25 protein-coding genes are annotated in these 22600 nt (G+C 61.3%); 13 read left to right on the top strand and 12 right to left on the bottom strand.

The window, feature by feature from the left end; all coding sequences use genetic code 11:
- Positions 1–102: 102 nt before the first annotated feature.
- The 3 genes from QWI75_RS18175 to QWI75_RS18185 are packed head-to-tail and all read right to left on the bottom strand — an operon-like array spanning position 103 to position 1830.
- Positions 103–708 carry a short chain dehydrogenase gene (locus QWI75_RS18175; RefSeq protein WP_289270436.1) on the bottom strand — a complete coding sequence of 202 codons (606 nt, stop codon included), beginning with the start codon at positions 706–708 and terminating at the stop codon, positions 103–105.
- Between the two features lie 12 nt (positions 709–720).
- A complete protein-coding gene (locus QWI75_RS18180) occupies positions 721–1368 on the bottom strand; it encodes a DNA-3-methyladenine glycosylase I (protein ID WP_289270438.1) in 648 nt (215 codons plus the stop codon).
- A 30-nt stretch (positions 1369–1398) separates the two neighbouring features.
- Positions 1399–1830, bottom strand: coding sequence for an FKBP-type peptidyl-prolyl cis-trans isomerase (locus tag QWI75_RS18185; protein WP_289270440.1), 432 nt, complete (start codon positions 1828–1830; stop codon positions 1399–1401).
- Between the two features lie 613 nt (positions 1831–2443).
- Between QWI75_RS18185 and QWI75_RS18190 the strand changes: the two genes are divergently transcribed.
- Together QWI75_RS18190 and QWI75_RS18195 are read left to right on the top strand one after the other, a co-directional pair.
- Positions 2444–2590 carry a hypothetical protein gene (locus tag QWI75_RS18190; RefSeq protein WP_289270442.1) on the top strand — a complete coding sequence of 49 codons (147 nt, stop codon included), beginning with the start codon at positions 2444–2446 and terminating at the stop codon, positions 2588–2590.
- 312 nt (positions 2591–2902) lie between these two features.
- Positions 2903–3916: an MBL fold metallo-hydrolase gene (locus tag QWI75_RS18195; RefSeq protein ID WP_289270443.1), complete on the top strand. Its 1014-nt coding sequence runs from the start codon at positions 2903–2905 to the stop codon at positions 3914–3916.
- 51 nt (positions 3917–3967) lie between these two features.
- On the opposite strand, the gene QWI75_RS18200 is transcribed toward QWI75_RS18195, so the two are convergent.
- The 3 genes from QWI75_RS18200 to QWI75_RS18210 form a co-directional block, all read right to left on the bottom strand.
- Positions 3968–4198: an MBL fold metallo-hydrolase gene (locus QWI75_RS18200; RefSeq protein WP_289270445.1), complete on the bottom strand. Its 231-nt coding sequence runs from the start codon at positions 4196–4198 to the stop codon at positions 3968–3970.
- A 145-nt stretch (positions 4199–4343) separates the two neighbouring features.
- A complete protein-coding gene (locus QWI75_RS18205) occupies positions 4344–4808 on the bottom strand; it encodes a hypothetical protein (protein ID WP_289270446.1) in 465 nt (154 codons plus the stop codon).
- 18 nt (positions 4809–4826) lie between these two features.
- Entirely contained in the window at positions 4827–7100 is a 2274-nt protein-coding gene (locus QWI75_RS18210; protein ID WP_289270449.1) for an alpha/beta hydrolase, read from the bottom strand.
- A gap of 763 nt (positions 7101–7863) precedes the next feature.
- Here QWI75_RS18210 and QWI75_RS18215 point away from each other — a divergent pair.
- The 4 genes from QWI75_RS18215 (at position 7864) to QWI75_RS18230 (ending at position 11447) form a co-directional block, all read left to right on the top strand.
- Positions 7864–8598, top strand: coding sequence for a DUF4412 domain-containing protein (locus QWI75_RS18215; protein ID WP_289270451.1), 735 nt, complete (start codon positions 7864–7866; stop codon positions 8596–8598).
- 14 nt (positions 8599–8612) lie between these two features.
- A complete protein-coding gene (locus tag QWI75_RS18220) occupies positions 8613–9635 on the top strand; it encodes a hypothetical protein (protein WP_289270453.1) in 1023 nt (340 codons plus the stop codon).
- A 456-nt stretch (positions 9636–10091) separates the two neighbouring features.
- The gene (locus QWI75_RS18225; RefSeq protein ID WP_289270455.1) at positions 10092–10646 is read left to right on the top strand and encodes a universal stress protein; all 555 of its coding nucleotides are present in this window, start codon (positions 10092–10094) and stop codon (positions 10644–10646) included.
- 156 nt (positions 10647–10802) lie between these two features.
- Positions 10803–11447: a hypothetical protein gene (locus QWI75_RS18230; RefSeq protein WP_289270457.1), complete on the top strand. Its 645-nt coding sequence runs from the start codon at positions 10803–10805 to the stop codon at positions 11445–11447.
- A 44-nt stretch (positions 11448–11491) separates the two neighbouring features.
- On the opposite strand, the gene QWI75_RS18235 is transcribed toward QWI75_RS18230, so the two are convergent.
- Together QWI75_RS18235 and QWI75_RS18240 are read right to left on the bottom strand one after the other, a co-directional pair.
- Positions 11492–11914: a CBS domain-containing protein gene (locus tag QWI75_RS18235; RefSeq protein ID WP_289270459.1), complete on the bottom strand. Its 423-nt coding sequence runs from the start codon at positions 11912–11914 to the stop codon at positions 11492–11494.
- A gap of 87 nt (positions 11915–12001) precedes the next feature.
- Positions 12002–12859: a universal stress protein gene (locus QWI75_RS18240; protein ID WP_289270461.1), complete on the bottom strand. Its 858-nt coding sequence runs from the start codon at positions 12857–12859 to the stop codon at positions 12002–12004.
- Positions 12860–13082: 223 nt separating this feature from the next.
- Here QWI75_RS18240 and QWI75_RS18245 point away from each other — a divergent pair, with 223 nt between their 5' ends.
- The 4 genes from QWI75_RS18245 (at position 13083) to QWI75_RS18260 (ending at position 15178) form a co-directional block, all read left to right on the top strand.
- Positions 13083–13256, top strand: coding sequence for a hypothetical protein (locus QWI75_RS18245; protein WP_289270463.1), 174 nt, complete (start codon positions 13083–13085; stop codon positions 13254–13256).
- 187 nt (positions 13257–13443) lie between these two features.
- Positions 13444–14202, top strand: a complete 759-nt coding sequence (locus tag QWI75_RS18250) for a TerC family protein (RefSeq protein WP_289270465.1) — start codon at positions 13444–13446, stop codon at positions 14200–14202.
- A gap of 162 nt (positions 14203–14364) precedes the next feature.
- Entirely contained in the window at positions 14365–14679 is a 315-nt protein-coding gene (locus QWI75_RS18255) for a hypothetical protein (RefSeq protein WP_289270467.1), read from the top strand.
- 175 nt (positions 14680–14854) lie between these two features.
- The gene (locus QWI75_RS18260; protein WP_289270469.1) at positions 14855–15178 is read left to right on the top strand and encodes a cysteine rich repeat-containing protein; all 324 of its coding nucleotides are present in this window, start codon (positions 14855–14857) and stop codon (positions 15176–15178) included.
- Positions 15179–15354: 176 nt separating this feature from the next.
- On the opposite strand, the gene QWI75_RS18265 is transcribed toward QWI75_RS18260, so the two are convergent.
- Positions 15355–16068 carry a hypothetical protein gene (locus tag QWI75_RS18265; RefSeq protein WP_289270471.1) on the bottom strand — a complete coding sequence of 238 codons (714 nt, stop codon included), beginning with the start codon at positions 16066–16068 and terminating at the stop codon, positions 15355–15357.
- An 817-nt stretch (positions 16069–16885) separates the two neighbouring features.
- On the opposite strand from QWI75_RS18265, the gene QWI75_RS18270 reads away from it, so the two are divergent.
- On the top strand, positions 16886–17089 hold the full coding sequence (locus QWI75_RS18270) for a hypothetical protein (protein WP_289270473.1): 204 nt from the start codon (positions 16886–16888) through the stop codon (positions 17087–17089).
- A 5-nt stretch (positions 17090–17094) separates the two neighbouring features.
- Positions 17095–17361 carry a type II toxin-antitoxin system RelE family toxin gene (locus QWI75_RS18275; RefSeq protein WP_289270475.1) on the top strand — a complete coding sequence of 89 codons (267 nt, stop codon included), beginning with the start codon at positions 17095–17097 and terminating at the stop codon, positions 17359–17361.
- 193 nt (positions 17362–17554) lie between these two features.
- Here QWI75_RS18275 and QWI75_RS18280 read toward each other — a convergent pair whose 3' ends face one another.
- The 3 genes from QWI75_RS18280 to zwf form a co-directional block, all read right to left on the bottom strand.
- A complete protein-coding gene (locus QWI75_RS18280) occupies positions 17555–18334 on the bottom strand; it encodes a S8 family serine peptidase (RefSeq protein WP_289270478.1) in 780 nt (259 codons plus the stop codon).
- A 164-nt stretch (positions 18335–18498) separates the two neighbouring features.
- Complete coding sequence (locus tag QWI75_RS18285) at positions 18499–19512, bottom strand: methyltransferase (RefSeq protein WP_289270479.1); 1014 nt, start codon at positions 19510–19512, stop codon at positions 18499–18501.
- Positions 19513–19862: 350 nt separating this feature from the next.
- Complete coding sequence (gene zwf, locus QWI75_RS18290) at positions 19863–21350, bottom strand: glucose-6-phosphate dehydrogenase (protein ID WP_289271660.1); 1488 nt, start codon at positions 21348–21350, stop codon at positions 19863–19865.
- 308 nt (positions 21351–21658) lie between these two features.
- Here zwf and QWI75_RS18295 point away from each other — a divergent pair, with 308 nt between their 5' ends.
- On the top strand, positions 21659–22588 hold the full coding sequence (locus QWI75_RS18295; RefSeq protein WP_289270481.1) for an ATP adenylyltransferase family protein: 930 nt from the start codon (positions 21659–21661) through the stop codon (positions 22586–22588).
- Positions 22589–22600: the final 12 nt, after the last annotated feature.

Genomic DNA, 22600 nt, shown 5'->3' on the forward strand with positions numbered 1-22600 from the left:
AAGCAGCCGACTCATTCTCTCGGGCTGTCGGTTCGATGGAACGGCAGAGTGGATCAGAGGGAGTGCGTAGATGCGTATCTGGCGGAAGAGGACCGCGGGAAATTATCTTCTGAACATTCTCGTATTGAGCACCTGGCCCGTTTGCGTTCCTTCGACGCTTTCCACATAGGCGAGCGCGACCTCGTCGGCCGGCATGCCGCCGGCCAGATCCATTCCGCGGGCCTTCAAGGTTTCGGTCACCCAGGTGGGGCTCACCACATTGATGCGAAGGCCACGCGGCAACTCCAGCGCCGCCGCCCGCACAAACCCGTCGAGCCCCCCGTTGACCAGGCTGATCGCCGCACTCCCCTTCATCGGCTCCTGGCTCAACACGCCGCTGGTGAGCGTGAACGATCCCCGGTCTCGCAACAATGCGGCTCCGATCCGGACCAGATTCACCTGCCCCATCAGTTTATGGGACAGGCTGAATGCAAAATCCTCATCCGTCAGTTTCGTCAAGTCCGCAAAGGCGGCCCGTCCGGCTGCCGAGACCACGGCATCCACCGGACCGATCGCCTGGTAGAGAGATCGGATCGAGTCGGGATTGGCAAGATCGACCTGAAAGTCCCCGCCCTTGTTCCCGACCTTGATCACCTCGTGCCGAGACGCCAATGCCCGGCACACGGCCTGCCCGATCGTCCCGGTCGCACCGATCACTGCGATTCGCATGGTTCCACTCCGCTATGGGATTCTTGATTTCCGGCTCGCCTTCCGCGACCGTGATGTCCGCACGAAACAGTCGAGCAGGTGATCATTCACCATGCCGACCGCCTGCATGTGGGCATAGATGATCGTGCTGCCGACGAAGCGGAAGCCGCGTTTTTTGAGATCCTTCGACAGCGCGTCGCTCTCCGGACTGGTGGCCGGCACCTGAGCAATCCTCGTCCAGTGATTGACCTTCGGCCTCCCCCCGACGAACGGCCAGACGTATCGATCGAACGAGCCGAATTCCTTTTGGATCTTCAGGAAGGCCTGCGCATTTGCCACGGCGGCATCGATCTTCAGGCGATTGCGGATGATGCCGGCGTCCTTGAGCAGCGCCGCCTTCTTCTTCGCATCGAACGTGGCCACCTTCGCCGGATCGAACCCGGCAAAGGCCCGACGATAGCCCTCGCGCCGGCGCAGGATCGTCTCCCAGGACAGGCCGGCCTGCGCCCCTTCCAGCAGCAACATCTCAAAATGGCGCCGATCGTCGTGGACGGGCCTGCCCCACTCTTCATCGTGGTAGCGGATCATGTGAGGCTTGTCTCCCGCCCATGCGCACCGAGGCTTGGAAGGACTCGCCCCTTTTGCAGCGGTCTTCCTCGTCTTCCTGCCGCCCTTCTGCATGTCCGCTTTTATCAGGTCGAACCGGGAGGGCTACGCCTGCGCCTGGATATCGACCACCGTGACGTCGAAGTGGAGCGTCTGGCCCGCCAGCGGATGGTTGAGATCGAGCAGCACGGTGTGCTCCCGAATCTCCGCCACATGGGGATACACGGGCTTGCCGTCCGGCCCCTCGCCCTGAAGCGTGGCCCCGATTCGCAGCGCCTCGGCAGGAACGCGGTCCTTGGCGACTTCGAACCGCCCCTCCGGATGCACTTCGCCGTAGCCTTCGCTCGGGCTCACCGTCACCTGCTTGCGCTCACCCACCGCCATGCCTTCGAGTTCCTTTTCCAAGCCCGTGATGATTTCCTGTGCCCCGTGCGTATAGGTCAGCGGCGCCTTGCCCTCCGTCGAATCGATGATCTCGGCATTGTCGAGCCGCAACGTATATTCGAGCGACACGACCAACCCCTGTGCGACAACCATGGGCCTGTCTCCTTTCCGACATGCGTAGGTGAAAAAGCGAGTGCTGCACCGCCCGCTTTGCGAGAACCGTGGCTGGAGAATTTCCGTGGTACGGAATCCCGCGAGCTGCGGTGACGATCGAGCCATCGTTTCGGCCCCTCGCCATAGGCGCAGCCGACCCTATCACATCCAAAGAACCGCTTCCACCGGACATGCTCTCTGTGATGGAAGCACGGCTGCGTCAGAATATAGAATGGTCGCAATTCGAGGTCCCTCGCATGAGCGCCAGGAGCAAAGCGGACCGAGTTTGCCACTGCGGCCACAACAAGCGGCAGCATCGCGTCGTGGCCGTGAGCCGCGGCCCCTGCCGCGAATGCGCCTGCGACCGGTATCGGCCTCGACAAAAGCGCGCGCCGGGTCGCCGCGCACCGTCCCGGGATCGCAACGGCCGTCGGCTCGGCCGCCGGAGCTAAGTCCACCGGCATTCACGGCGAATGGAGTCCCGCGTCGATTCGCGAACGGAACAGAACAAGACCCGCCGACCTCGTCGGCGCCTCTCAGCCCGACGGAGTCGGAACATTGTGAAGATTGTGGCCTCATGATATTTTCCTGCCACTCACGGAAGGAGGGGGAGATGATCGGCGTATTCGTGACGTTTCGATACGGGGAGCGCTTCGATGAGACCGCCATCCGAAAGATCGCCGAGACGGCGCGAGGACGGTTCGAGGGAATGCCGGGACTGCGCTACAAGGCCTTCACCCTCAATCCCCGGAGCGCGTGAAGCGACCAATTTCTATGTTTGGGACTCGGAGGAGGCAGCCAGATCGTTCTTCACCAGTGAACTCATCGAGAAAGTCACCGGTCTCTACGGGGTACGTCCCAGCGTCGATTTCGTGCAAATTGCCACTCTGGTGGAAAACCATCATCGGTGAAACTCACACAAGCGTCACGGCGGGAGCCCCGCTTCGCTGTGGGTTGCCCCTCGATCCAGGCTTCCAGGGGCAGTGGCACGCGCACGGGCATTCTTCGCCGCGTTGTGTCTTGGATGAAACGGACGCAGCGTCAGGCCGCTTGCCGGAATCAGGAGGTCGAGATGGCAAGGGGATACCATCCGTCGGAATCCTCTGTTGAACTGCTCCCGGTCGATCGACTGGAAGTCCAAGTACTGGTGGACAACGTCTCCGACCAACTTTCGACCAACCCCAACGGCGTACGATCGGAATTGGCCCGCCTGTTGAGCGCCGGGATGACCGAATGGGGCGGTGAGTCCATCTGTTGCGCCCATCACGGGCTGTCCCTGATCCTGACCGCTCACGCAAACGGCGCGAGGCATACCCTGCTCTTCGACACCGGCCCAGAAGGATACGCTGTTGAACGAAACGGGCAACGGCTGGGCGTCGCGTTCGGCGCGATCGAGTGTGTCATGCTCTCACACGGTCATTGGGATCACGGCGGCGGGCTGCCCAAGGCGCTGGAGTTGATCTCCCACAACAAAGACCGGAAGGTACCCGTATATCTCCACCCGGACGTGTTCCGATCGCGGGGGTTCAGGCTTCCCTCGGGAGAGGTTGTGCCTTTTAAGGATGTGCCTCGGCCAGAAGCCCTGTCAAAGAAGGGCGGTTCAGTGGTCTGTGTCTCAGAACCAAGATGCCTGCTCGAAGGATGCTTCTATATCAGCGGCGAGATCGCGCGAGTCACCACCTACGAACAGGGCTTCCCGAACCACATGCGGAAGGCGGAAGACGGCGTCACATGGGAACCAGACCCCTTCATCATGGATGAGCAGTTCCTGGCGGTGAGGGTGAAAGAGAAAGGCCTCATCATCCTCACCGCCTGCTCCCATGCGGGAGTCGTCAACGTGTCGAAGCAAGCCCGAGCCACGTTCCCCGCCATCCCCCTCTATGCGGTCATGGGTGGATTCCATTTGTCCGGCTCCGGTCCGGAAAAGATCATCCCCGAAACCGTGAGGGACTTGCTGAGCTTTGATCTCAAAATGATCATCCCGGGTCATTGTACCGGTTGGCGGGCCATCACGGCTTTGGTGAATGCCTTCGGCGAGGAGGTCGTCGTGCCATCTGCCGTGGGGAAACATTATCGTTTTGGATGATGTATCGCCCACGGTGAAGCCACAGACCAAGGGTGGCAAACCGCCGACCGATCAGTCGTACTCATCGGCCTCCACGTGGCTGAAGCCGATCCATCGCAACCGGTCCGGCTGGATAAGCGACACGACCGCATCCATCACCGCGGGGGAGATCGCGCGGAGCCCCGTGTGAAACAGCAGCGGCTCATCGTCCCTCACGAGGAATTGGTTGAACTGCAGATCGAAGTCGGGAACAAAGGTCGAGATCCGGAATATATCCGGGGCGATTTCGGTGATCTGGACCATCGGGCTAGTGTAGTGCGTCAGAAATGGCTTTACACGCCCGTTCGTGCTGAGCCTGTCGAAGCACGAACCGAAGCCGTCAGAACCATAAGCCCTTCGACTAGCTCAGGGCGAACGTGAAATGTCAAGAAGCGTTACACGCACTAAACTAGCGTGTCAGCTCTTTCGCCTGTTTCCGCGAAAACTTCTGCAGCGGCGTCTTCGTGCTGACCTGATCCCCAAACTGGACATAGGTGGGCGCGCCGTCCTGCGCCTTCTTCGTGTCGGTCAGCAAAAAGACCACCGTCCGCCCGTCGTCCTCGTACCGATAGTCGGTGACCTTGGTCTTCCCCACGTAGAGGACGGGGTCCAGCGCCCTCGCTTCAATGGGCTCGGAAGAGGTCACGCGGAATTCGAGCACCTCTTTCACCTGCCGCTTCCGTCCGGCTTCCAGCACCTCCATCGGGGTGGTGAGAGACACCCGCTCCACGGTCAGCTTGGCCCCCGGGATCGGTTGGTTGAGCTTGACCTGCGCCTCGCCAGGCGCCTCCTGGGGAGACTCGCCATAGGCGACCGCGCTCGCCAAGAGACAGAACACCGCCGTGACTGCCATCGTTTTCGCCTGTCTCATCATGACTGTCTCCTTCCTCGTTCAGCGCGTGAATTGAATCGAGTCGATGCCGACGAGTCCGGCCGCCTTCCGATTGAACCGGAAGTGGATTTTCACGACTGCTTTGGTGTGTACGCCCACGAGCGTCCGACAGGAAAAACACACGAGACCCAGCCGAACCGTTTGCAACATGGATTTTATCAAAGAGGGACGTTGATAGGGAAAGGGGATGCGATCGTAGGTCCCCACCCGCAGAAAGATTTTATTCCCCAGTTCGTCCTCCAATCCCACGTCCAAATCCTGGTCCTGCCCTACGGGGTTCACGGCTCCGTTGTCGAACACCTGCGTGATGCGGAACGACAGGTAGCGATAAGCCGACACATCCTTCTTGGACGCCGGGATGGCGAGGGTGAACTGGTCTCCGGCGGCGTTCCATCCCGCGATCAGGCCTTTGGTCTGTTGAAAGAAGCTCGGGTTGAATGCGCTGCCCTGCGTGAAGGAAAACTCGCCGAACGGGGAGAGCGAGACGCCCGCGTTGCTTCCTCCCAGGGAATTGAGCGCGACGTTGGCCGGCAGGTCTTCGAAGTCATCGACATTGAGATGCACCGGATCTTGGTAGGACCGATAGATTTCCGCTGGTGCCAAGGAAGCCACGGCGGCCGTTCCGGTGAACAACCCGCGGGCAGACGTGAACCCTTGCAGAAACTGGCGGAAGAATGCCACGGCCATCACCCGCTCCACCGCCTGTTGTTGCGGCTGCGTCAGCCGTCCGGCCGTGCCCCCTGGCGGACTGCCCTCGTCCTGGAACCACACCGTGTTGAACCAATTATGGTTGGCGCCGTACACATGGGATTGCATCTTCGGCATCTTGTTCGGATTGGCGCGCGGCGCGGCGCGGTCGTAAAGACGAGCCCCGGCGAGGCTGGACACATCCCCATCGGCAGCCGGCAGCAACACGTAATAGGGCACGTCTTCCAGGATCAGCCCGTGAAAGTCCACGGGGGCGATCGAATGGAGCGCCTTGATGCCGAACCCCAACCCGGCGTTCTTGTTTTCGAGATAGGCGGAAAGGACGGCTTCCCCGCCGCGCGAATGACCGGCCAAGCCGATCCGGTTGAGGTCGACGCGGTTGTAAAAACGCCCGCCGAAATCGGCATCCGGCTGACCTGGGTCGTTCCAGTTTTTCCATCGCCGGAGGTGTTCGAGAATCAGCTTTCCCCGTTCCGGGATGCGATCGGCCTTGCAGTTGAGATCGTTGGCATTGATGGAGACGGCAATGAAACCCAAACTGGCAAGCCGGTCCAGGACATAGTTGTATCCGTCGTGATTCGGCACCGGAGGGCCGCTTCCGCCGCAGACATGGCTGCTTCCCGAAATCACCGTGCCATGGTTCCCATGCAGGTAGAGGACGAGCGGAAATTTGGTCGTGCCGGGGGCGATGGCGGCGTCCGGTCCGGCGGCCGCACCGGGGTATCGGACTGTCGCCCAAACATCGGTGTTGGGATCGTTCGGAGGAATGTTGATGGCGTCCACGAATTTATACTCCGTGGAGGCGACCGGATAGTTTCCCGGTTCCGACGGATCGACCATGGAAGCCGGCGACACCTGACAGACCGGGAGGGGGAACAGCGGCGGGAGCACGATGCCGACATCGATGCCTTTGGTCAGGTGGCATTCCGCAATCGCTTCGGGAAGGCGACCGCCGCGGTTCATGCAGCGCTCGCAGATGTCGCCCCCTCCCGGTCCCGGCCTCGGCGGCATCCCGGGGATGCCCGGATCGCCCGAGACGCCGATGGGGCCGACTTCTTTGAAACCCGCGCAATAGATCTTGGTACAGATCGGTTCGATCTGCGCCGGAGTCGGCCGTCCTTCTATGGCGCAGACCCGCCCGATCGCGGCCTTGCCCAGCGGCTCGGCCGGCAGCCCGAACAGGGAATAGTCTCCGCTCTGGGCCAGCCGCACGCTCGTTCCCTTGCCCGAGACCACCACCGGAACATCGAGGACCTCGTACTGTTTCGTTCCGGGGTCCAGCCGCCCCCAACGCAAGGTGCTCAGGTCCATGGCCCCGATGGCCTGCGCTTTCACCGGCAGTTGAACCTCGGTGGCCTTGCCCTCCTCGGCAAGACGGACCCGATAGTGGTGCCCGAGATCCAACAGCGACGCGGCAGGGGCCGGCGCCGGGATTCGCTCCCAGCGGAAGGCGTGGCCGTCGAAACGCTCTGTCACGTCATCCGGCTGGGCCGCGACGGATGGCGAGAGCCAAAACACCATGGCAAGGCACATGACCAAGAGACACGAACAGTTCCAGGACCTCATGGGTATCCTCCTGGTGGAAGGTCTGCGAATCGTCGAACCGGTCACCGCGATTCACGTCCATTTCGCGCGTGCATGACGGAGGTGCATCGTCCTAGCCCACATTATTCATGAACGCTTCTACTGCAACCGCCGATACGCCGCGGGGCACCCGTTGCTCTCAGATTGCAACGGGTCCCTGGCCAGCATGCGAAGTCGAAGGCAAAGGGCCTCTCCGCCGCGAGATGATCGAACGCGGCGGCTCAAGCGAAGCTTGGTATGGCGGGCAGGCTCGCCCCTCACGGCCTCAACCTACTGTTTCAAGTACGCCTCCGCCGCAAGGGGCTCCGCGTGGGGGTACCCATTGCTCTTCTCCATACATGGGTCCAACGCTTGGCGTCTCAGTGGTTTCGTGACGAACCGTCATGAATAATGTGGGCTAGTGGCGCCTGCGCCGGCTGATTCGGACCCTTCTTGTGGAGAGCAAGAACCGTGCGGCAAGGGTCTCGATCAGAAATGTTCGCCAGACCGCAGGCTTAAGGTGAGAGCGCCGTCGGCGCCGAGAGGGATCGTATCTATACCAATACAGTCCTGTATAGGTTTGGATACTAGGGGCCCATCGCCGATGTCGGGTCGGAGTAAGTGTCAGCTGAGTACCGCCCTTGATCTATCTATGATGCACAGCCGCGCGATCGGCTGTGGCGGCGCACCTGCTTTGACTTCATCGGGATAGATAGTTTAGCCTATCCGGGCCTCATTCCCCCACCCTTTGCAAGGAGAAGAACCAATGAAGAACCTGTCTGTGGGCGCAGCCCTGGTCTTGGGCGCCGCCCTGCTGCCGGTCCCATCCGTCCGGGCCGTACCGTTGGTGGAACCGCAGGTCGAATACTCGGCGGACTCCGTCATGGAAACCGAACTCATGACGATGAGGGGCCGGATCTATTACACCCCTGCCAAGCAGCGGAACGACATGGGTGTTCCGGGAATGGACGGGGCTTCCTACATGATCATCCACCGGGACAAGAACGTGATATGGAACGTCATGCCGGACGCCAAGATGTATATGGAGATGTCGCTGGACGCCTCCGATGTCCAGGATCTCAAGAACCTGGATTGGCAGGAGACAGTCGTCGGCGAGGAAATCGTCAACGGGATGAAGACGACGAAATACAAGGCCATCGCCACGGCGAAGGACGGCAAGAAATACGGCGGATTCTCCTGGCGGACCAAGGACGGCGTCACGGTCAAGGCCGATCTCTTGTACAAAGAGGGAACCGAGACGCATCGGATCAAGATGGAGCTGACGAATCTCAAGGTAGGCAAACAGGACCCCAAGTTGTTCGAAGTCCCGGCTACCTTTGCCAAGACCGACATGGGAGCCATGATGGGCATGGGCCATGGCCGGAAGGGCAGACCCGATCTGTCCGAGATGATGAAGGGCATGAAGCAGGAGGCGCCAGGGAAGGACCAGCCTGATATGGACGCGATCAACAACATGATGAAACAGATGATGGGCAAGTAATGGAGGAGAGGACGATGACGCTGATCGCACGGTGGAGCCTGGCCGTATCCTTCATGGGTCTGTCGGGCCTCATGCTCCTGTCTTCTGGCCCGCCCGCCCAGGCCGACGACATCTGCGGCGGGCTGGACGAGCGGAAGAAATGGACGGAGCAGGTCAAGGCCGACCTCTCCAAGGCCGAAAAGGCCGGCAAGCAGGCGGACCTGTTTCTCCTCTACGATTCAATCCAACGCGACGACTGCGTGGCGGACGACCTGCGCATGAAGGCGGGCCAGGCGCTCCCGAAACTCGGCCGCGACCTGGCGGCCAAGGCTGAAGTCCAGGGCCGGCTCTATTCCAAGGACACGATCTACACCAACTCCGGCGAGAGCAGAAAGGCCAATGAGCGGGCGTCGGCATTCGCCTGGCTGGAGGCCTCCGGCCAGTTCCGCGAGGCCGACCAGGTCATGCTGAAAGCCGTCCGAGCCAAGCCGGATGATTTGGACCTGTTCAAGGCTGCCTGGACGATCGACCAACTGTCCGGCAGACGGACCTGGCACCAGGCCCAGACCGGCGCGGAGGAACGGTACAAGGCGCCGGCTGCCTACCGCCAGGAGTTGGAGAAGACGGCCTCGGCCAATATCGCCAAGCTGCTGGCGGCGGAGGAGAAAGAGGCGGCAGGCCTGTCCGCCGACCTGGCGACCATGACGACCTCCTCGACCAAGTCACTGGCCAAGCTCAGGACGGCGGCCGCTTGGATGGAATTTCTCCCCGGGGGCAACGGCCCGGCCAAGACGCGGGCGGAACAGCGCGGCGATACCGTCATGAAACGGGGCGATGCCACCCTGGCGCAGGGCGCTGCGCTCGCCTACTACGAATTCGCCGGCTCGAAGAAGGCGGCGCAGGTGAAGGCCAAACAGGAGGAGTTCGCCCGGGGGATGGAGCAGTCGGCGGAGAAGATGAAAAACCAGATGAAGGGGGCGTTCGCCGAGAAGGGCGATCAAGAGAAAGAGCAATTCAAGAAAGGCCAATCCGATCTGGAAAAAGAATTGGGGTTCTGAGTTTTTGGTGCATTGACTTACTCGCTGCTCAGGAATAGGCTGAACGCACGCCGATCGCACAGGTGAAGGGGGCAACAACCTATTCCTATCCCGTTCGCCTCGGCGATCCTCAACAGGGAGGGGTCGTCATGGAAGACCGCACTCCACCACGCCACCATGGCCGCTCGATTGGGCGGCTGGCTTCTTCACGGTAGCCCTTCACAGAGCCTCGATGGTGGTAGCCCGCCAGAGGAGGCAGTGAATTCTTGGCCAAGGGCGCTTTTCGAAGCGGACTGTACCGAGACGACCGAAAGGCACACCGGGTTTCCCGCCGCCGGAAGTGGAAGCCGCCGCCCGACCGACTGGCTCTCAACGCAAGACCCTCTCCCGCAGGGCCGGATCCCGACTGCCTGCAGGCACAAGAGAGCGGCGAGCGAGTGAGTTCACTTGGTCTTCCTGATCTCCAGGGGTGATGCCATGGCTGCCACCACGAGCCACACAATCCTTTCCAGAGACGCGCAGGATGCGACGAACCGAACCGTCTCCAAAAAGATCCTGGTCGCCGTGGACGATTCGGAACAGTCGGCCCGCGCGGTCCACTACGTCGGAGTCCTGCTCCGGGACACGCAGGACGTGGCCGTGACGTTGTTCCACGTGCTGAAGCCGATGCCCCGTGAATTGTTGGAGCACGGCGGCTCCGAAGATCCGACGGTGGAAGATCAGTTGGGGAGACAGTTGCGGAAAGAGCAGGAGGCATGGGTGAAGGAGGAAGGGACCATCGAATATCCGATCCTACTGAAGGCCTTGCAGGGTCTGGGGAAGACCGGCTTCCCCATCGAGCGGGTGACGCTCAAGTTCGGCCATGAACGCGACATTGCCGACACCATTCTCGATGAAGCGCGCACCGGCGGGTACGGCACGATCGTGGTGAGCCGCCACGGCACGTCCGGCGCGAAACGACTCTTCGGCAACGGCATCACCGAGCACGTGCTGCGGGAGGCGTCCGGGATTGCGGTCTGGGTCCTGGGGTAACAAAATATCCGCTCTGTAGAAAGAGTCACAGGATGCTCAAAAAGGGAGGGCGCCATGGACTGTCAGGCCTGTCGTTCCCTACTCCCGCTGAGGGCGCGTTTCTGTCCCGCTTGCGGTACCCGGGTGACGTTCCGTGGGGATCCCGCCACGGACGAGGTGGCTGCCGCGAACCGCCACGGCGGCGACGGGACGACACAGGGCCCTCCCGTCTCTCCACAGACCCTCGGAGAATGGCGCGACAAGCTGATCGATTGTTATTTGAGCTTCTCCATTTCCAAGGAACTCTCCGACTGGCTGGAGGACCTCGGGCTCCCTTCGACCGGCACGACGCAGGAAAAACTCACCCGCCTGAGGCAACAGGCAGGCTCGCTCGTGCTGTCGGCCGAGAGCTTCCCCCGCCAGACCATCTACTATCTCAACAAGTACCCGGAGGACATCCTGGCGGAAATTTGCCAGGAACTCGGGGCTGACGGCACCGGCCCCAAGGACGTGCTGTTGAAACGGGTCTATCGCGAGGTCGGGACCAGGGAGGGCTGGCTGCAGCCCCTGTCGGACGACGCCCGGCTGCTGTTCAAAGAGACGCTCTTGCCCATCCTGAGCGGCTTTGACTCCAAGAAGGAGTATTTTCTCAACCTGTGGGAGGAGCTATCCGATCTGCTCGGCCGGGAGCCGGTCCACGCGCAGGCGTCCCCGGCGTTCGGCAGCGCTGTCATCGCGGTCGCCATCCCGGACTTTTTGCAGGAGGCCCAGGCCGTCCTCTTCCAGCATGAACTCAAAAGCAGAACGGTCGAACTAAGCTGACCCGGAGCCCACCGCCCGCTTGCTTCCGTCGCGATGCGCCAGGGTCACGAACTGATGTACCGTTGGAGGTAGCCGATCAGTTCCTCCTTCTCCTCCATCATCAAGGCCACCAGATCGCGGAGCGAGACCAGCCCGACAAATTCGTCGCCGTCGAAGACCAGCAGATGGCGGCAGCGATGTTCCTTCATCAAGTTCAGGCAGGCGCTCGCGCTGTCCTTGGGGCTGACCCGGACCACTTCCTTGGTCATCACGTCCCTGATCGTGACCTGTTCGGGATCCCGCTTCTTTCCGACCACCCGCAACATCAGATCCCGCTCGGTGAAGATGCCGGTGATTTTTGAGGCGCTGGTGATGACCACCGATCCCACGAACTCCTCGGCCATCAGAATCGCGGCTTCGAGCACGGTGTGATTCTCGTCGAGCACCACGACTTTGCGGACGATTTTCGACGCAATGTTCCATTCCATGTTGGTCCACTCCTTTCTGCCCCAAGGCACGGCCGATGTCCAAGCCGCCCGTGACACCCACTTCGGACGAGGAAGAATTGGAGCAAACTAGCGGACGATCAGCACGGGACACGTCACCTGATGCAACACCGCATGGGAGACGCTGCCGAGCAGGAAGTGCTCGATGCCCTTCCAGCCATGGGACCCTAGGATCACCAGGTCGGCCTGGCGCGCCGCCTGCGCGATACAACGGGCCGGGTCGCCGCGCCCTACCCGAGGCGTGACGGCGGGGAAGAGATCCCGCAGAGAAGCCGCAGTCTCCTCCACAAGCTGTTCGGCATACTGTTCGATCTCCCCCGTCCATTTCTCGGACCGAGCCCCGAGGGCCTCGTCGCCGGCGTGGAGGGTCGGGACCACGCTGAGCAAGGCCAACGAAATCGGCTGGATGAATCGATGGCGTTGCAGCCAGGCACAGAGCCGCCGGGCATCCTCCTGTCCCTCGACGGCCAGCAGGACGGATTGGAGTTTCCCCGGGTCATTCCGCACGAGCAACGACGCGCAGGGGGCATGCAAGACCACCCGGTGCGACACGCTGCCGAGGAACAATTCCGCGACCCGTCCCCGCCCTTGAGATCCCACCGCCACCAGATCGCACCCGGTCGAACGGACCGTCTCAAGCACGACCTTCGCCGGGTTGCCGACCTGATGAAACCGTTTGATGGAGGAGACCGTGGCCGGCAGCATGGCGCTGGTCTGATCGAGCAGCCGTTCGGCCGCGTCCATCATCGAGTGTCGGAGGTCTTCGGCGGTGCTGCGCCCGATCGGCTGGGCAAAGATGGGATTCTCGAACGGCCGGAGGTCCACCGCATGGACCAGGGTCAGCTCTTCATGGGTAAAGAGGCGGCAGACGACCCGGACCGCATTGAAGGCCTGGTCCGACCAATCAACGGCGACCACGGTGCGCATGGCGCCCCTCAGGCTGGAATGGTACGGCAGTCGCTTTTCGACCGATGCGAGAGATCCCGACCTCCGGAGGGATCTCCCGAGATCGGTAGCTATGTCATCATACTCCCAACGTGATGACCGAGGTCAACCACCAGCGATAGAATATCCGTGTAATCTTCTACGCCGAGAAGGGATCGGCTTGCGACACGATAGCCAAGTCCTTGGAATAGACGGGAGGAATCCCATGATCACCCTATCCTTGGAAACGAACGAGCAGGAGATTCTTGTGTGGGCGCTCAGGAGCGTCGTCTCGGACCTTGGGGCGGAGATTGCCGATACCGAAAACTTTGAAATGCGGCAAGATCTGAAAGAGCGGAAGGCGGTGCTCATGAGCATGATCAAGCGGCTCGAATCGTAAGCCTTTCCGCCGAGCGACGACAGAGAGCCCGCCTGTTCATAAAGAATAAAGCTGATGCCCCTGTACGACACACCGCAGTAGAATGCCCGGTGTCGCCAAAGTTCCTCCATGTACCCCCATCCATCAGCGTGGCGTACGCTGAGGTACGGGCGGGCGCCTGACGCTCAATCACAGAATGGAGAGCCTGATGTTTGAATGGTTGACCAACCCCGAAGCCTGGATCGCCTTGGGGACCTTGACCGCCCTGGAGATCGTGCTGGGCATCGACAACATTATTTTCATCTCCATCCTGGTCGGCCGCCTCCCCGAGAAGCAACGTACTCTCGCTCGACAGGCAGGCCTCGGCCTCGCCATGATCGCCCGCCTGGGCCTGCTGTTTTCCATCTCCTGGGTCATGAGCTTGACCCAGCCCTTGTTCACCGTCCTGGCTCAGGAGATCTCCGGGCGCGATCTGATTCTCATCGGAGGCGGATTGTTTCTGCTGGCCAAGGCCACGCATGAGATCCACGAGAGCCTCGAAGGCGTCGAGGAGAGCGATCGCAAGGTCATGGCCGCCGGACTGGGGATGGTCTTGCTGCAGATCGCGCTGTTGGATATCGTGTTCTCGCTCGATTCCGTGATTACCGCCGTCGGCCTGGCCGAGCATGTTTCCATCATGGCCATCGCCATCATCCTGGCCGTGGTCGTGATGCTCATGGCAGCCAAGGCCATCGGGGATTTCGTCGAAGCCCACCCGACGATCAAGATCCTGGCCCTGTCGTTTTTGATCCTCGTGGGCGTCACGCTCATGGTCGAAGGATTCGACGTGCACGTGCCCAAGGGGTACATCTATTTCGCCATGGCCTTTTCCGTCGGCGTCGAAATGCTCAACATCCGCATGAGGAAGAACCGGCGGGCGCCGATCAAGCTGCACAGCAAGTACGCGCGGGACCAGCAGCAAGACTGAGTTGACTGTCCGTTGCGATCGTGCGGGAGACGCGGATGGCCATTCACCGCCGGCTGAGGGAGCCGATAGACAGGGACCCGTTGTGTTATCATGCCCTCGCAAGGCCAGACCCGTCGCACCGAGACGGAGCAGCCGTTTCCCACCGAACCAAGGAGGATAGTCATGCATAGATCGTGGTTGGCGATAGCCGCAATGGTCGTTTGGCTGGCTACGGGCGGCGTCCCGGCGCTCATGGCGCCGGCTCAGGCCGAAGGGATGGCAGCCGAAGGCAAGGATGCCATGAAGGGAACGAGCAAGTCGGTGACCGAGTCCGCCGGCAAGCTGAAGACCGACGCGACCAAGACGGCAGAGGACGCCAAGGCCCTCGATCTCGAGAAGACCAAGCAGGGCACCGGCCAGGTCAAACAAGACGCCAAGGACTTGAAGGACAGCGCCAAGGACACGATGAAGAATCCGATGGGCACGCTGGGAAAATAACTGTCGTGCCATCTGAATTCAGCCACTCAAGCTCCGCCGGCCGAAAGACCGGCGGAGCTTGTCGCATCAGATCAGCGCTATCGCTATCACACCGCACCGGCCGTCCGCATCAGGCCGAAGTCTATGCCTGAATGGAAACCGTCAGGCTGGTACCCGGAGGTGGGAGATGTCCCCTGTGAAACCATTTGTCATCGCTTTGCTGGCATTCGGCATCCTCATGGGAGGAGAAGTGGCCATCTGTGCGTTCGCCAGCGACCAGAATCCACAATCAAGCGCGCCGCCTTCAGCCGCCTCCGATGCGCACAAACGCGGGAGGGAGAAGATCAGACAGGCCTGTGGCGATGATGTCAAACGGTTCTGTGAGGGAGTCAAGCCGGGCGAGGGCCGCATCGTGCAATGCCTCGAACAACACGCCACAGACCTGTCGCAGGATTGCTCGGAGCTGATGCAGCGCCGGATGCAGAAGAAGAACAAGCAGCCGAAGGCTCCGTCGCAATAGTCCGGACAGTGGTGGACGTTGGTAGTTCAAGACGGAGGGGTTCCCTCCGAGCTTGCCTGTTCGGTTTCATCTGCGATGCCTTTGATACGGATTCCACAGGGCCTTCCGAAAGAATGGGGCTGATTCCTTTGTTTTATCCGAGCAGTCACTTTGTGGGTCCGCCGCTTGGCCGTTTTCTATTTCGCATACTGCTTTGCAATGCCTGCCCATGTCTTTTCCATCTGCGGGATGAGCAGTGCAAATGCTTCTCGCTCTGCTTCCAGTCTCTTCCTATCAACAGTGTCTGTTGATCCCCATACATTGGTGAGCCCCGTGGCATTGGCAGTAGCTTCCGAAAGGCCATAGACAAATCCAGTGCGGACGTCAGTAAAGAGAGCAGACGCTGTGGATGTGATGTGTGCGTCACGATCTGGCACTATTCCAAGAGACAATGGGGACAGTGGAGCATAGGTGCGCCCTTGAACTCTGAATGAAGTGTCGATTGTATAAATGAGCAAGACATCAGCTTGGACTTGAGCAGCTGAAACCCTTAGATCATCAAGGGAATTCAGAGAAGGAGGGAGAAGTAGCCGATTGATGGGAGCGACCCCTGCCACAGATGGCCACTTTGAGATGCTTTCAATCTGGTCTTCGGTAAGTAATTCCTGCGTCGTTACAACGCTAAACGGACCAGAGCCGTAGCTCGTTGATGTGTAGGATTTGTATTGGGGTGCTTGAACCCTTGCAACCGCCAGGCGGGAGGGAAAGTTAGGAGAGGGCTTGCGCGAAGCAGCTTCGGCAATGTCGGCGCGATTGATGTCTGCCAAGTTCACCGATCCGCCAGGAGTCACATAACTTGCACAGCCTGAACAGAGAATTACGAGGCCGAAGAGCAGGTTTCTCAATGACATGATCTCATCCTCCAATTCCTCTAGTGGGCTACTACCAACCTTCGTTTCAACAAGGCTCGGCAGCCTGTGAATCCGCCTAGCGAGCAAGTCTACTGGAAAGCCCAATAGGCATCCACTGTTATGCTCCTTCCGAGCTTGCTCGTTGTCGCTTCTCAGGAAGGGCGGCCTGATTGCTCTCTAACTGCGCGCGTCCAACAAGCACCGCCCACAACATGACAATCTGAACAACCTAGTGTGCGCGTTGCGCGAGCACAGATATAAACGTTCCCTCCAAGCTTGCTCGTTGCCTCTTCCCCATGGATGGACACTCGTGCTGGTCCCACTGCGGGCGTCGTTCGACACTTATCTATGATGCTCCCTCTAAGCTTGCTCGTTGTTTTTCGCCTGCGAGACGGCTGGTGTGGTTTCCATTGCGCGCATGGAGGGAGCACCTTCTGAGCGTGCGGCCTCTGCGAGCACAGAAACCACACCAGCCGCCTCGCCCTCCCCTTCCGCGTACTCCGGGAGCGCAGGACCAGTATGGGTGGCCTTCCATCTCCTCTCATTGTGCGGCCTCCGTGAGCAAGAAGGATGGCTGGCCGTTCTCTCCGCGCCCTCACCGCTTTCTTCGAATGGTCCTTCCAAGCTTGCTCCCTGTCACATCACAGGAAGGGTGGCTTGATTGGTCTCTAACTGCGCGCGTCCAACGAGCACCGCCCGCAACATGACAATCTGAACAACCTAGTGTGCGCGTTGCGCGAGCACGGGAGATCAACAAGCCACCCTTCCACCATTTCCCTCCTTGCAATTCGCCGATCCCTCCTCTTATTCTCCCCCAATGGACCTCTCCAACCTCACCCCGGCAGAATTCAAAGAACTCGTCCGCGGCCTCGTGGACGACCGGTTGCGCGAACTCCTGGGCGATCCGGATTTGGGGCTTCAGCTTGGAGAGGCGCTCCGAGCCAGGCTCAAAGAATCCTTGACGAGCGGCGAGCGGATCAGCGGGGACGACCTGGCTGAAAAACTCGGGTTGCGCTGGTAGCAACCATGCCCTGGTATCGCCTGGCGTTCAAACCGGCCGTCGTGGCCGACCTGGCCGAAGTAGATCAGGCGCTGGCCCAGCGGTTGTTCGACAAGACCAAGTGGCTCGCCTCCAACGTCGAGAATCTTCGCCACGAACCGATTGCGCCGGACCTGCCGGGTTTGGCGAAATATGCGGTCGGCGACTGGCGGATCTTCTACTCCATCGACCGAGCCGACCAGGTGCTCGACGTGCATGGCATCCTGCACAAGTCTCGCGTGGCAGGATGCTGAAAAAGGCCTCCAGCGGGCGGGGGATTCGTCAATCGTCATACGTCAATCGTCATAGGCCAATCGTACATTGAGCGGCATGTCTCCCGAGCGGGGCAGGCGAAGCGAAACGGAGTGGGTCGCGAAGCGCCGGCGCCTCGCGACCCACCCATGACGCATGATTTGGAGCACGACGATTCCGGCACGGCCGGAACGCTCACCGCTCCTGTTGCACGGTGATGGTGAACTCCCCGGTTCCGGCCGGACTGTAATGGCGCACCTGCACGTGATAGCTCCCCGGCGCCAACTGTTGCGTGATCTTCGCATTGGACGATTCCCCGTCATCGTCGTCCTCTTCGATCAGCCTGGCGGCGCTGTTGGGGCCGAACAATGACATGAACACATCCGTCGTCCCATGGGTCTCCACCGTATACTTGGCGGCTTGCACGACGTCGAAGGAGTAGGACAGCTTTTGATTGGGCTGCGTGAGCGTCCCCCCTGTCGCCGGCGGAGGGGGCGGAATGATCGGCAGCTTGATGGACACCGGCGTTTCCGGTGGGGGACCTCCCTTGAACGCCGTCAGCAGTCCCGCCCCGCAAGGTTTCGGACACTGAGTCGATGTGCGGGGTGTCGCATCGTTCATGAGCCGGGCCATCACCTGTCCCGGGATCATGCTGGGATCTTCGGCGAAAATCAGCGCCGCCACCCCCGCGACGTGGGGAGCCGCCATCGAGGTGCCGTTGAAGTAGGCATACCCTCCCTTCACCATGCTGAGGACGCCGTCCGGCTGGCTGTCGCCGTTGTCGTCCCGCCGAAGGTCGCCCCCCGGCGCCAGGATCTTCACGTCCGGTCCAAAGTTCGAGTAGCGCGTCACCAGGTGGCCGCGATAGTCGCTGGCTGCGACCGTGAACCCTTCATCGCAACTGGCCGGCGTCACGCTGGCCGCGTCCACTGCGTCGTTGCCTGCGGCAATCACGACCAGGGCTCCTGCGGCCATCGAGTGACTTTCCGCTATGATGCTCCCACCGAGCTTGCCTATGCCACCCTCGCTCTCCGAGGGGAGTAGCCGGGTTGCCCTCCACTGCGCGCATGGAGGGAGCACCTTCTGAGTGTGCGGCCTCTGCGAGCACAGAGGGCTGCCTGGCTACTACTCCCCTCGCCTCATTTCACCCCCACCACCATCGCATCCGGCCCTGCCAGCTTTTCGACACTCGCCCGCTTGAACCCCGCCTCCTTCATCCATTGCTTGCAGTCGGCACCGGTGAAGTCGAAGCCGCCGTGCGTTTCAATGAGCATGTTCAGGCTCATGAGCAGTCCGAACGCGTTCCGTTTCCGTTCGTCGTCGATGATCGCCTCGTGCACGATGATCGCGCCGCCGGCAGGCAACGCCTCATAGGCCTTGCGCAGGAGCATCAGCTTTTCGTCGAGGTTCCAGTCGTGCAGGATATGGCCCATAATCAGCACGTCCGCCTTCGGCAAGGGGTCCTTGAAGAAGTCGCCGGACTGGAAGCGCAGTCTCTGGGCCAGCCCCTTCGCCCTGACATAAGCCTCAAACACCGGCCGCACCACCGGCAGATCCATTCCGCCGCCCGTCTGATGCTTGTGCGCCAACGCGATCTCGACCGCCACGCCGCCCTGCGCGCACCCGATGTCCACGAACGACCGATACCGCTTCCATGGAAACTTCTTCGCGATGGCCCGCGCCGTCCCCAGGCTGAGCCCGGTCATGGCCTTGAGAAACCCTTCCAACCGTTGCGGGTCCGCATAGAGCGCGCCGAAGAAGTCCTCGCCCGTCTTCGCCTCGTTCTGCGGCTTGCCGGTGCGCAGCGCTTCGGTGAGCGATCCCCAGAATCGGTAGAGCCGGGCATTGGACATCTCCAGCATGCCGCCCATATAGGAGGGTTTGGCCCGATCAAGGAACATGGCGGTTTCCGGCGTGTTGGCATAGCGGCGGCCCGTTCGCTTCAACATCCCCAACGCGACGAGCGCGTCGAAGAAATCCCTGGCGCTTCGCGGATGGAGATTCAGCCGCTTGGCCAACGCCTCCGCATCCAGCGGACCTTTCGCCAGTTCCGTGAACAGACCCAGCTCGACGGCGCTGAGCAGCGTCTTCGATCCCCAGAAGCCGAAACCGAGTTGCATGATCCGATCGGGAGAAAGTGTGGGTTGAGGCATGCTTGGGCTCCTTCGGGTGAAAAAACCGCGCACAAGCTACGCCGCGACACTTGGGAAGTCAACGGCTTGTCGGTGGGAACAGCAGGGCGGAGACCGGCGAGGGCACGAGAGATAGGCGGCGGAAAGACAAGGGCGGCGAGGCGTCAACTGCGCGCGTCGCGACCCGTTGCATAAAGGAAAGAGCAACGGGTCCCCCGGCACCGCCTATGATGCTCCCTCAAAGCTCGCTAATCGTCCCCACTATGGAAGGGCCCTCGTGCTGGTCCAACTGCGGCCATGGAGCGAGCGTGCTTCTGAGCGCGCGGGCTCTGGGAGCACAGGACCAGTATGGGTGGCTTTCCATCCCTTCCTCACCACCCCAACTGCCACCCATGCCCATTCCGCTCCAGCAGTGCCTCCGCCTCCCGGGGCCCCCAGGTCCCGGCCGTGTAGAAATGCACGGACCGCTCGCCGGCCAGCAACGGGTCGTATAACCGCCAGGCGGTTTCGGTGAAGTCGGCCGTGACGAACAGGGTCTGGTCGCCGATCATCACGTCGCGCAGCAACGTCTCGTAGGCCTCCGGCAATCGGCCGAAGGCGTCTTCATAATCAAACTGCAACGCCCGGTCGGCAAACCGGAACGGCCGGCCCGGTGACTTGACGGAAAAACACAGCGAAAACCCTTCGCTCGGCTGCAAGGTGATGAGCAGCTTGTTGGGCGGCATGCTGCCCGGCGCGAGAGAGCGAAACACTTGCGTCGGCGCCTCGCGAAAGGTGACCGTGATCTGGGTCAGCTTGCGCGGAAGCCGCTTGCCGGTCCTCAGATAAAACGGCACCCCTTTCCATCGCCAGTTGTGGATCTCCGCTTTCAGGGCGACATAGGTTTCCGTCGTCGAATCCGCCGGCACGCCCTTCTCCTCGCGATAGCCGGGAATCGTGATGTCCGCGATCCGCCAGGCGGTGTACTGGCCGAACACCACATCCTGCGGCGGAATCGGCGCGATCGAATGCAGCGCCTTCAGCTTCTCGCCCTGGATCGCGCCGGCGTCAAAGGACACCGGCACTTCCATGGCCACGACCGTCATGAGTTGCGTCAAGTGATTCTGGACCATGTCGCGCAGGGCGCCGGCCTGCTGGTAATAGGCGCCGCGATGCTCGACCCCGATATCCTCCGCCACCGTGATCTGCACGCTCTCGACGATGTCGCGGTTCCACAGCGATTCAAAAATCGGATTGGCAAAGCGGAACGCCAGGAGATTCTGCACCGTTTCCTTGCCCAGGTAATGGTCGATCCGGTAGATCTGCGATTCGTCGAGGTACCGGTGCAGCCGCGTATTCAGGGCTCGGGCAGAATGAAAATCGTGGCCGAAGGGTTTTTCAAACACGACGCGGACCCACCCGCGGCCTTTCAGAAGCCCTACCTGGTCGAGCTGTTCGATGGCAGCGGGAACCGTGTCCGGCGGCAACGCCAGGTAGAAGATGCGGTTCTCCGGCATCGAACGGGATCGTTCCAACCGGCGGATGGCCCCGGCCAACGCGGCAAACTCTTCCGCCCCCCCTCCGTGCAAGGAATGGTAATGGAGGCAGGCTTCGCACCAGGCGCGCAACTCCGGCTCATTGCGCAAGCCCGCATTGTGCAGCCCTTCGTAGGCCCAGAGGCGAAAGGCTTCTTCGCTCATCTCCGGCAACGCGGCCCCGACGATCAAGGTCTTCCGCCGGTCCAAAACGCCGTGGTCGCCTAAATGATAGAGCGCCGGCAGCAGTTTCCGCCGCGTCAGATCGCCGGTGGCGCCGAGAATGACAAAGGTATGCGGCTCGACCGTTTGCTCCACTAACGGCGCGGTCGCGCCTTCTGTCATAACCACAACCAGTTCCCTTCTTGATCGGTCCGCTCAGTCCGCTTCCCTCCGGCGAGGAGGAGCCGTCGTCGTGCGCGTATCCGCCCTCTCCGCGCCACACAGGCCGGATCATGGCTTGCAATCGGCGAGGACGCCCGCACTCTTGCTACTTTCGCACAGCCGGGGGAACAGTCTCAATGTCGGAGGCCAGCGTGGGACGGAATCGGGATGGTCTATGCCAACGAGACTGTCGCACAAGCAACTACGGCGGGGCTCGTTTCGAGCAGGCTCTTTTCTAGCGATCACAGTTCGTCTACTCTGCTTCTACGATGAGCCGTCAACCATTCCTTCTGACGCCCGGCACCTTGTGGCCGGCATTGCGCGAGCGGACGGAACAGGCGCGCCGCTGCGGGGCGATCGTCTCCATCCCGACGACCGAAGAAACGGTGGACCAAGAGGGGATCACGTTCCTCATCCGTCTGGTCGCGGCGCTGGCGAGGAAGGCGGAAGCGGCCACGGCACAGCCGCCACCGGGCCATTCGCAACCGGCAGAGCCTCCGGCCAATCCCTTCCTTCCTTATGATCCGAACCTGTTCGTCGCCGATGTGTCGCCCACCCATGTCGCGCTGTTGAACAAATTCAACGTGGTGGACCATCACCTGCTGATCGTCACCCGTTCGTTCGAGGAGCAGGACATGCTGCTGACGGAACAGGACTGTCTGGCGCTGTTGGTCTGTCTGGCGGAGATTGACGGTTTGGGGTTTTACAACGCGGGACGGGTGGCCGGAGCCAGCCAGAAGCACAGGCATCTGCAACTCGTGCCGCTTCCGCTCTGTCAGACAGGGCCTCGCCTGCCGATCGAGGCATTCGTCAGGCATTCGCGCATCACCGGTCCGGCCGGCGTGATTCCGGGCTTGCCGTTTCTCCATGCCTTTGCGCCGATGGACCCACGCTGGCTCGACAGTCCGGTGGAATCGGCCCCGCTGCTGCTGACGCGGTACGAAACATTGCTGCAGCGGGCGCAGGTACCGATCAGCCGGACTCCGGAGGGTTTGCGGACCGGTCCCTACAACCTGCTCGTCACCCGGCCATGGATGCTCTTGGTCCCCCGTTCGGCGGAATGTTTTGAAGGGATCTCGATCAATGCCTTGGGGTTTGCCGGGGGGTTACTGGTGAAGGATCAGACACAACTGGAGATCGTGAAAACGCGCGGGCCGATGACCGCGCTGCGTCAGGTCGGCTTTCCTCGGCAACCGTGACGGCGGAGCCTT

This window comes from Nitrospira tepida (genome assembly GCF_947241125.1).
Classification (GTDB): domain Bacteria; phylum Nitrospirota; class Nitrospiria; order Nitrospirales; family Nitrospiraceae; genus Nitrospira_G; species Nitrospira_G tepida.

What these genes read in the sequence shown, in the direction of transcription:
- QWI75_RS18175 (WP_289270436.1), bottom strand. Translation starts at nt 708, where the DNA reads ATGCGAATCGCAGTGATCGGTGCGACCGGGACGATCGGGCAGGCCGTG.
- QWI75_RS18180 (WP_289270438.1), bottom strand. Translation starts at nt 1,368, where the DNA reads ATGCAGAAGGGCGGCAGGAAGACGAGGAAGACCGCTGCAAAAGGGGCG.
- QWI75_RS18185 (WP_289270440.1), bottom strand. Translation starts at nt 1,830, where the DNA reads ATGGTTGTCGCACAGGGGTTGGTCGTGTCGCTCGAATATACGTTGCGG.
- QWI75_RS18190 (WP_289270442.1), top strand. Translation starts at nt 2,444, where the DNA reads ATGATCGGCGTATTCGTGACGTTTCGATACGGGGAGCGCTTCGATGAG.
- QWI75_RS18195 (WP_289270443.1), top strand. Translation starts at nt 2,903, where the DNA reads ATGGCAAGGGGATACCATCCGTCGGAATCCTCTGTTGAACTGCTCCCG.
- QWI75_RS18200 (WP_289270445.1), bottom strand. Translation starts at nt 4,198, where the DNA reads ATGGTCCAGATCACCGAAATCGCCCCGGATATATTCCGGATCTCGACC.
- QWI75_RS18205 (WP_289270446.1), bottom strand. Translation starts at nt 4,808, where the DNA reads ATGATGAGACAGGCGAAAACGATGGCAGTCACGGCGGTGTTCTGTCTC.
- QWI75_RS18210 (WP_289270449.1), bottom strand. Translation starts at nt 7,100, where the DNA reads ATGAGGTCCTGGAACTGTTCGTGTCTCTTGGTCATGTGCCTTGCCATG.
- QWI75_RS18215 (WP_289270451.1), top strand. Translation starts at nt 7,864, where the DNA reads ATGAAGAACCTGTCTGTGGGCGCAGCCCTGGTCTTGGGCGCCGCCCTG.
- QWI75_RS18220 (WP_289270453.1), top strand. Translation starts at nt 8,613, where the DNA reads ATGACGCTGATCGCACGGTGGAGCCTGGCCGTATCCTTCATGGGTCTG.
- QWI75_RS18225 (WP_289270455.1), top strand. Translation starts at nt 10,092, where the DNA reads ATGGCTGCCACCACGAGCCACACAATCCTTTCCAGAGACGCGCAGGAT.
- QWI75_RS18235 (WP_289270459.1), bottom strand. Translation starts at nt 11,914, where the DNA reads ATGGAATGGAACATTGCGTCGAAAATCGTCCGCAAAGTCGTGGTGCTC.
- QWI75_RS18240 (WP_289270461.1), bottom strand. Translation starts at nt 12,859, where the DNA reads ATGCGCACCGTGGTCGCCGTTGATTGGTCGGACCAGGCCTTCAATGCG.
- QWI75_RS18245 (WP_289270463.1), top strand. Translation starts at nt 13,083, where the DNA reads ATGATCACCCTATCCTTGGAAACGAACGAGCAGGAGATTCTTGTGTGG.
- QWI75_RS18250 (WP_289270465.1), top strand. Translation starts at nt 13,444, where the DNA reads ATGTTTGAATGGTTGACCAACCCCGAAGCCTGGATCGCCTTGGGGACC.
- QWI75_RS18255 (WP_289270467.1), top strand. Translation starts at nt 14,365, where the DNA reads ATGCATAGATCGTGGTTGGCGATAGCCGCAATGGTCGTTTGGCTGGCT.
- QWI75_RS18265 (WP_289270471.1), bottom strand. Translation starts at nt 16,068, where the DNA reads ATGTCATTGAGAAACCTGCTCTTCGGCCTCGTAATTCTCTGTTCAGGC.
- QWI75_RS18270 (WP_289270473.1), top strand. Translation starts at nt 16,886, where the DNA reads ATGGACCTCTCCAACCTCACCCCGGCAGAATTCAAAGAACTCGTCCGC.
- QWI75_RS18275 (WP_289270475.1), top strand. Translation starts at nt 17,095, where the DNA reads ATGCCCTGGTATCGCCTGGCGTTCAAACCGGCCGTCGTGGCCGACCTG.
- QWI75_RS18280 (WP_289270478.1), bottom strand. Translation starts at nt 18,334, where the DNA reads ATGGCCGCAGGAGCCCTGGTCGTGATTGCCGCAGGCAACGACGCAGTG.
- QWI75_RS18285 (WP_289270479.1), bottom strand. Translation starts at nt 19,512, where the DNA reads ATGCCTCAACCCACACTTTCTCCCGATCGGATCATGCAACTCGGTTTC.
- zwf (WP_289271660.1), bottom strand. Translation starts at nt 21,350, where the DNA reads ATGACAGAAGGCGCGACCGCGCCGTTAGTGGAGCAAACGGTCGAGCCG.
- QWI75_RS18295 (WP_289270481.1), top strand. Translation starts at nt 21,659, where the DNA reads ATGAGCCGTCAACCATTCCTTCTGACGCCCGGCACCTTGTGGCCGGCA.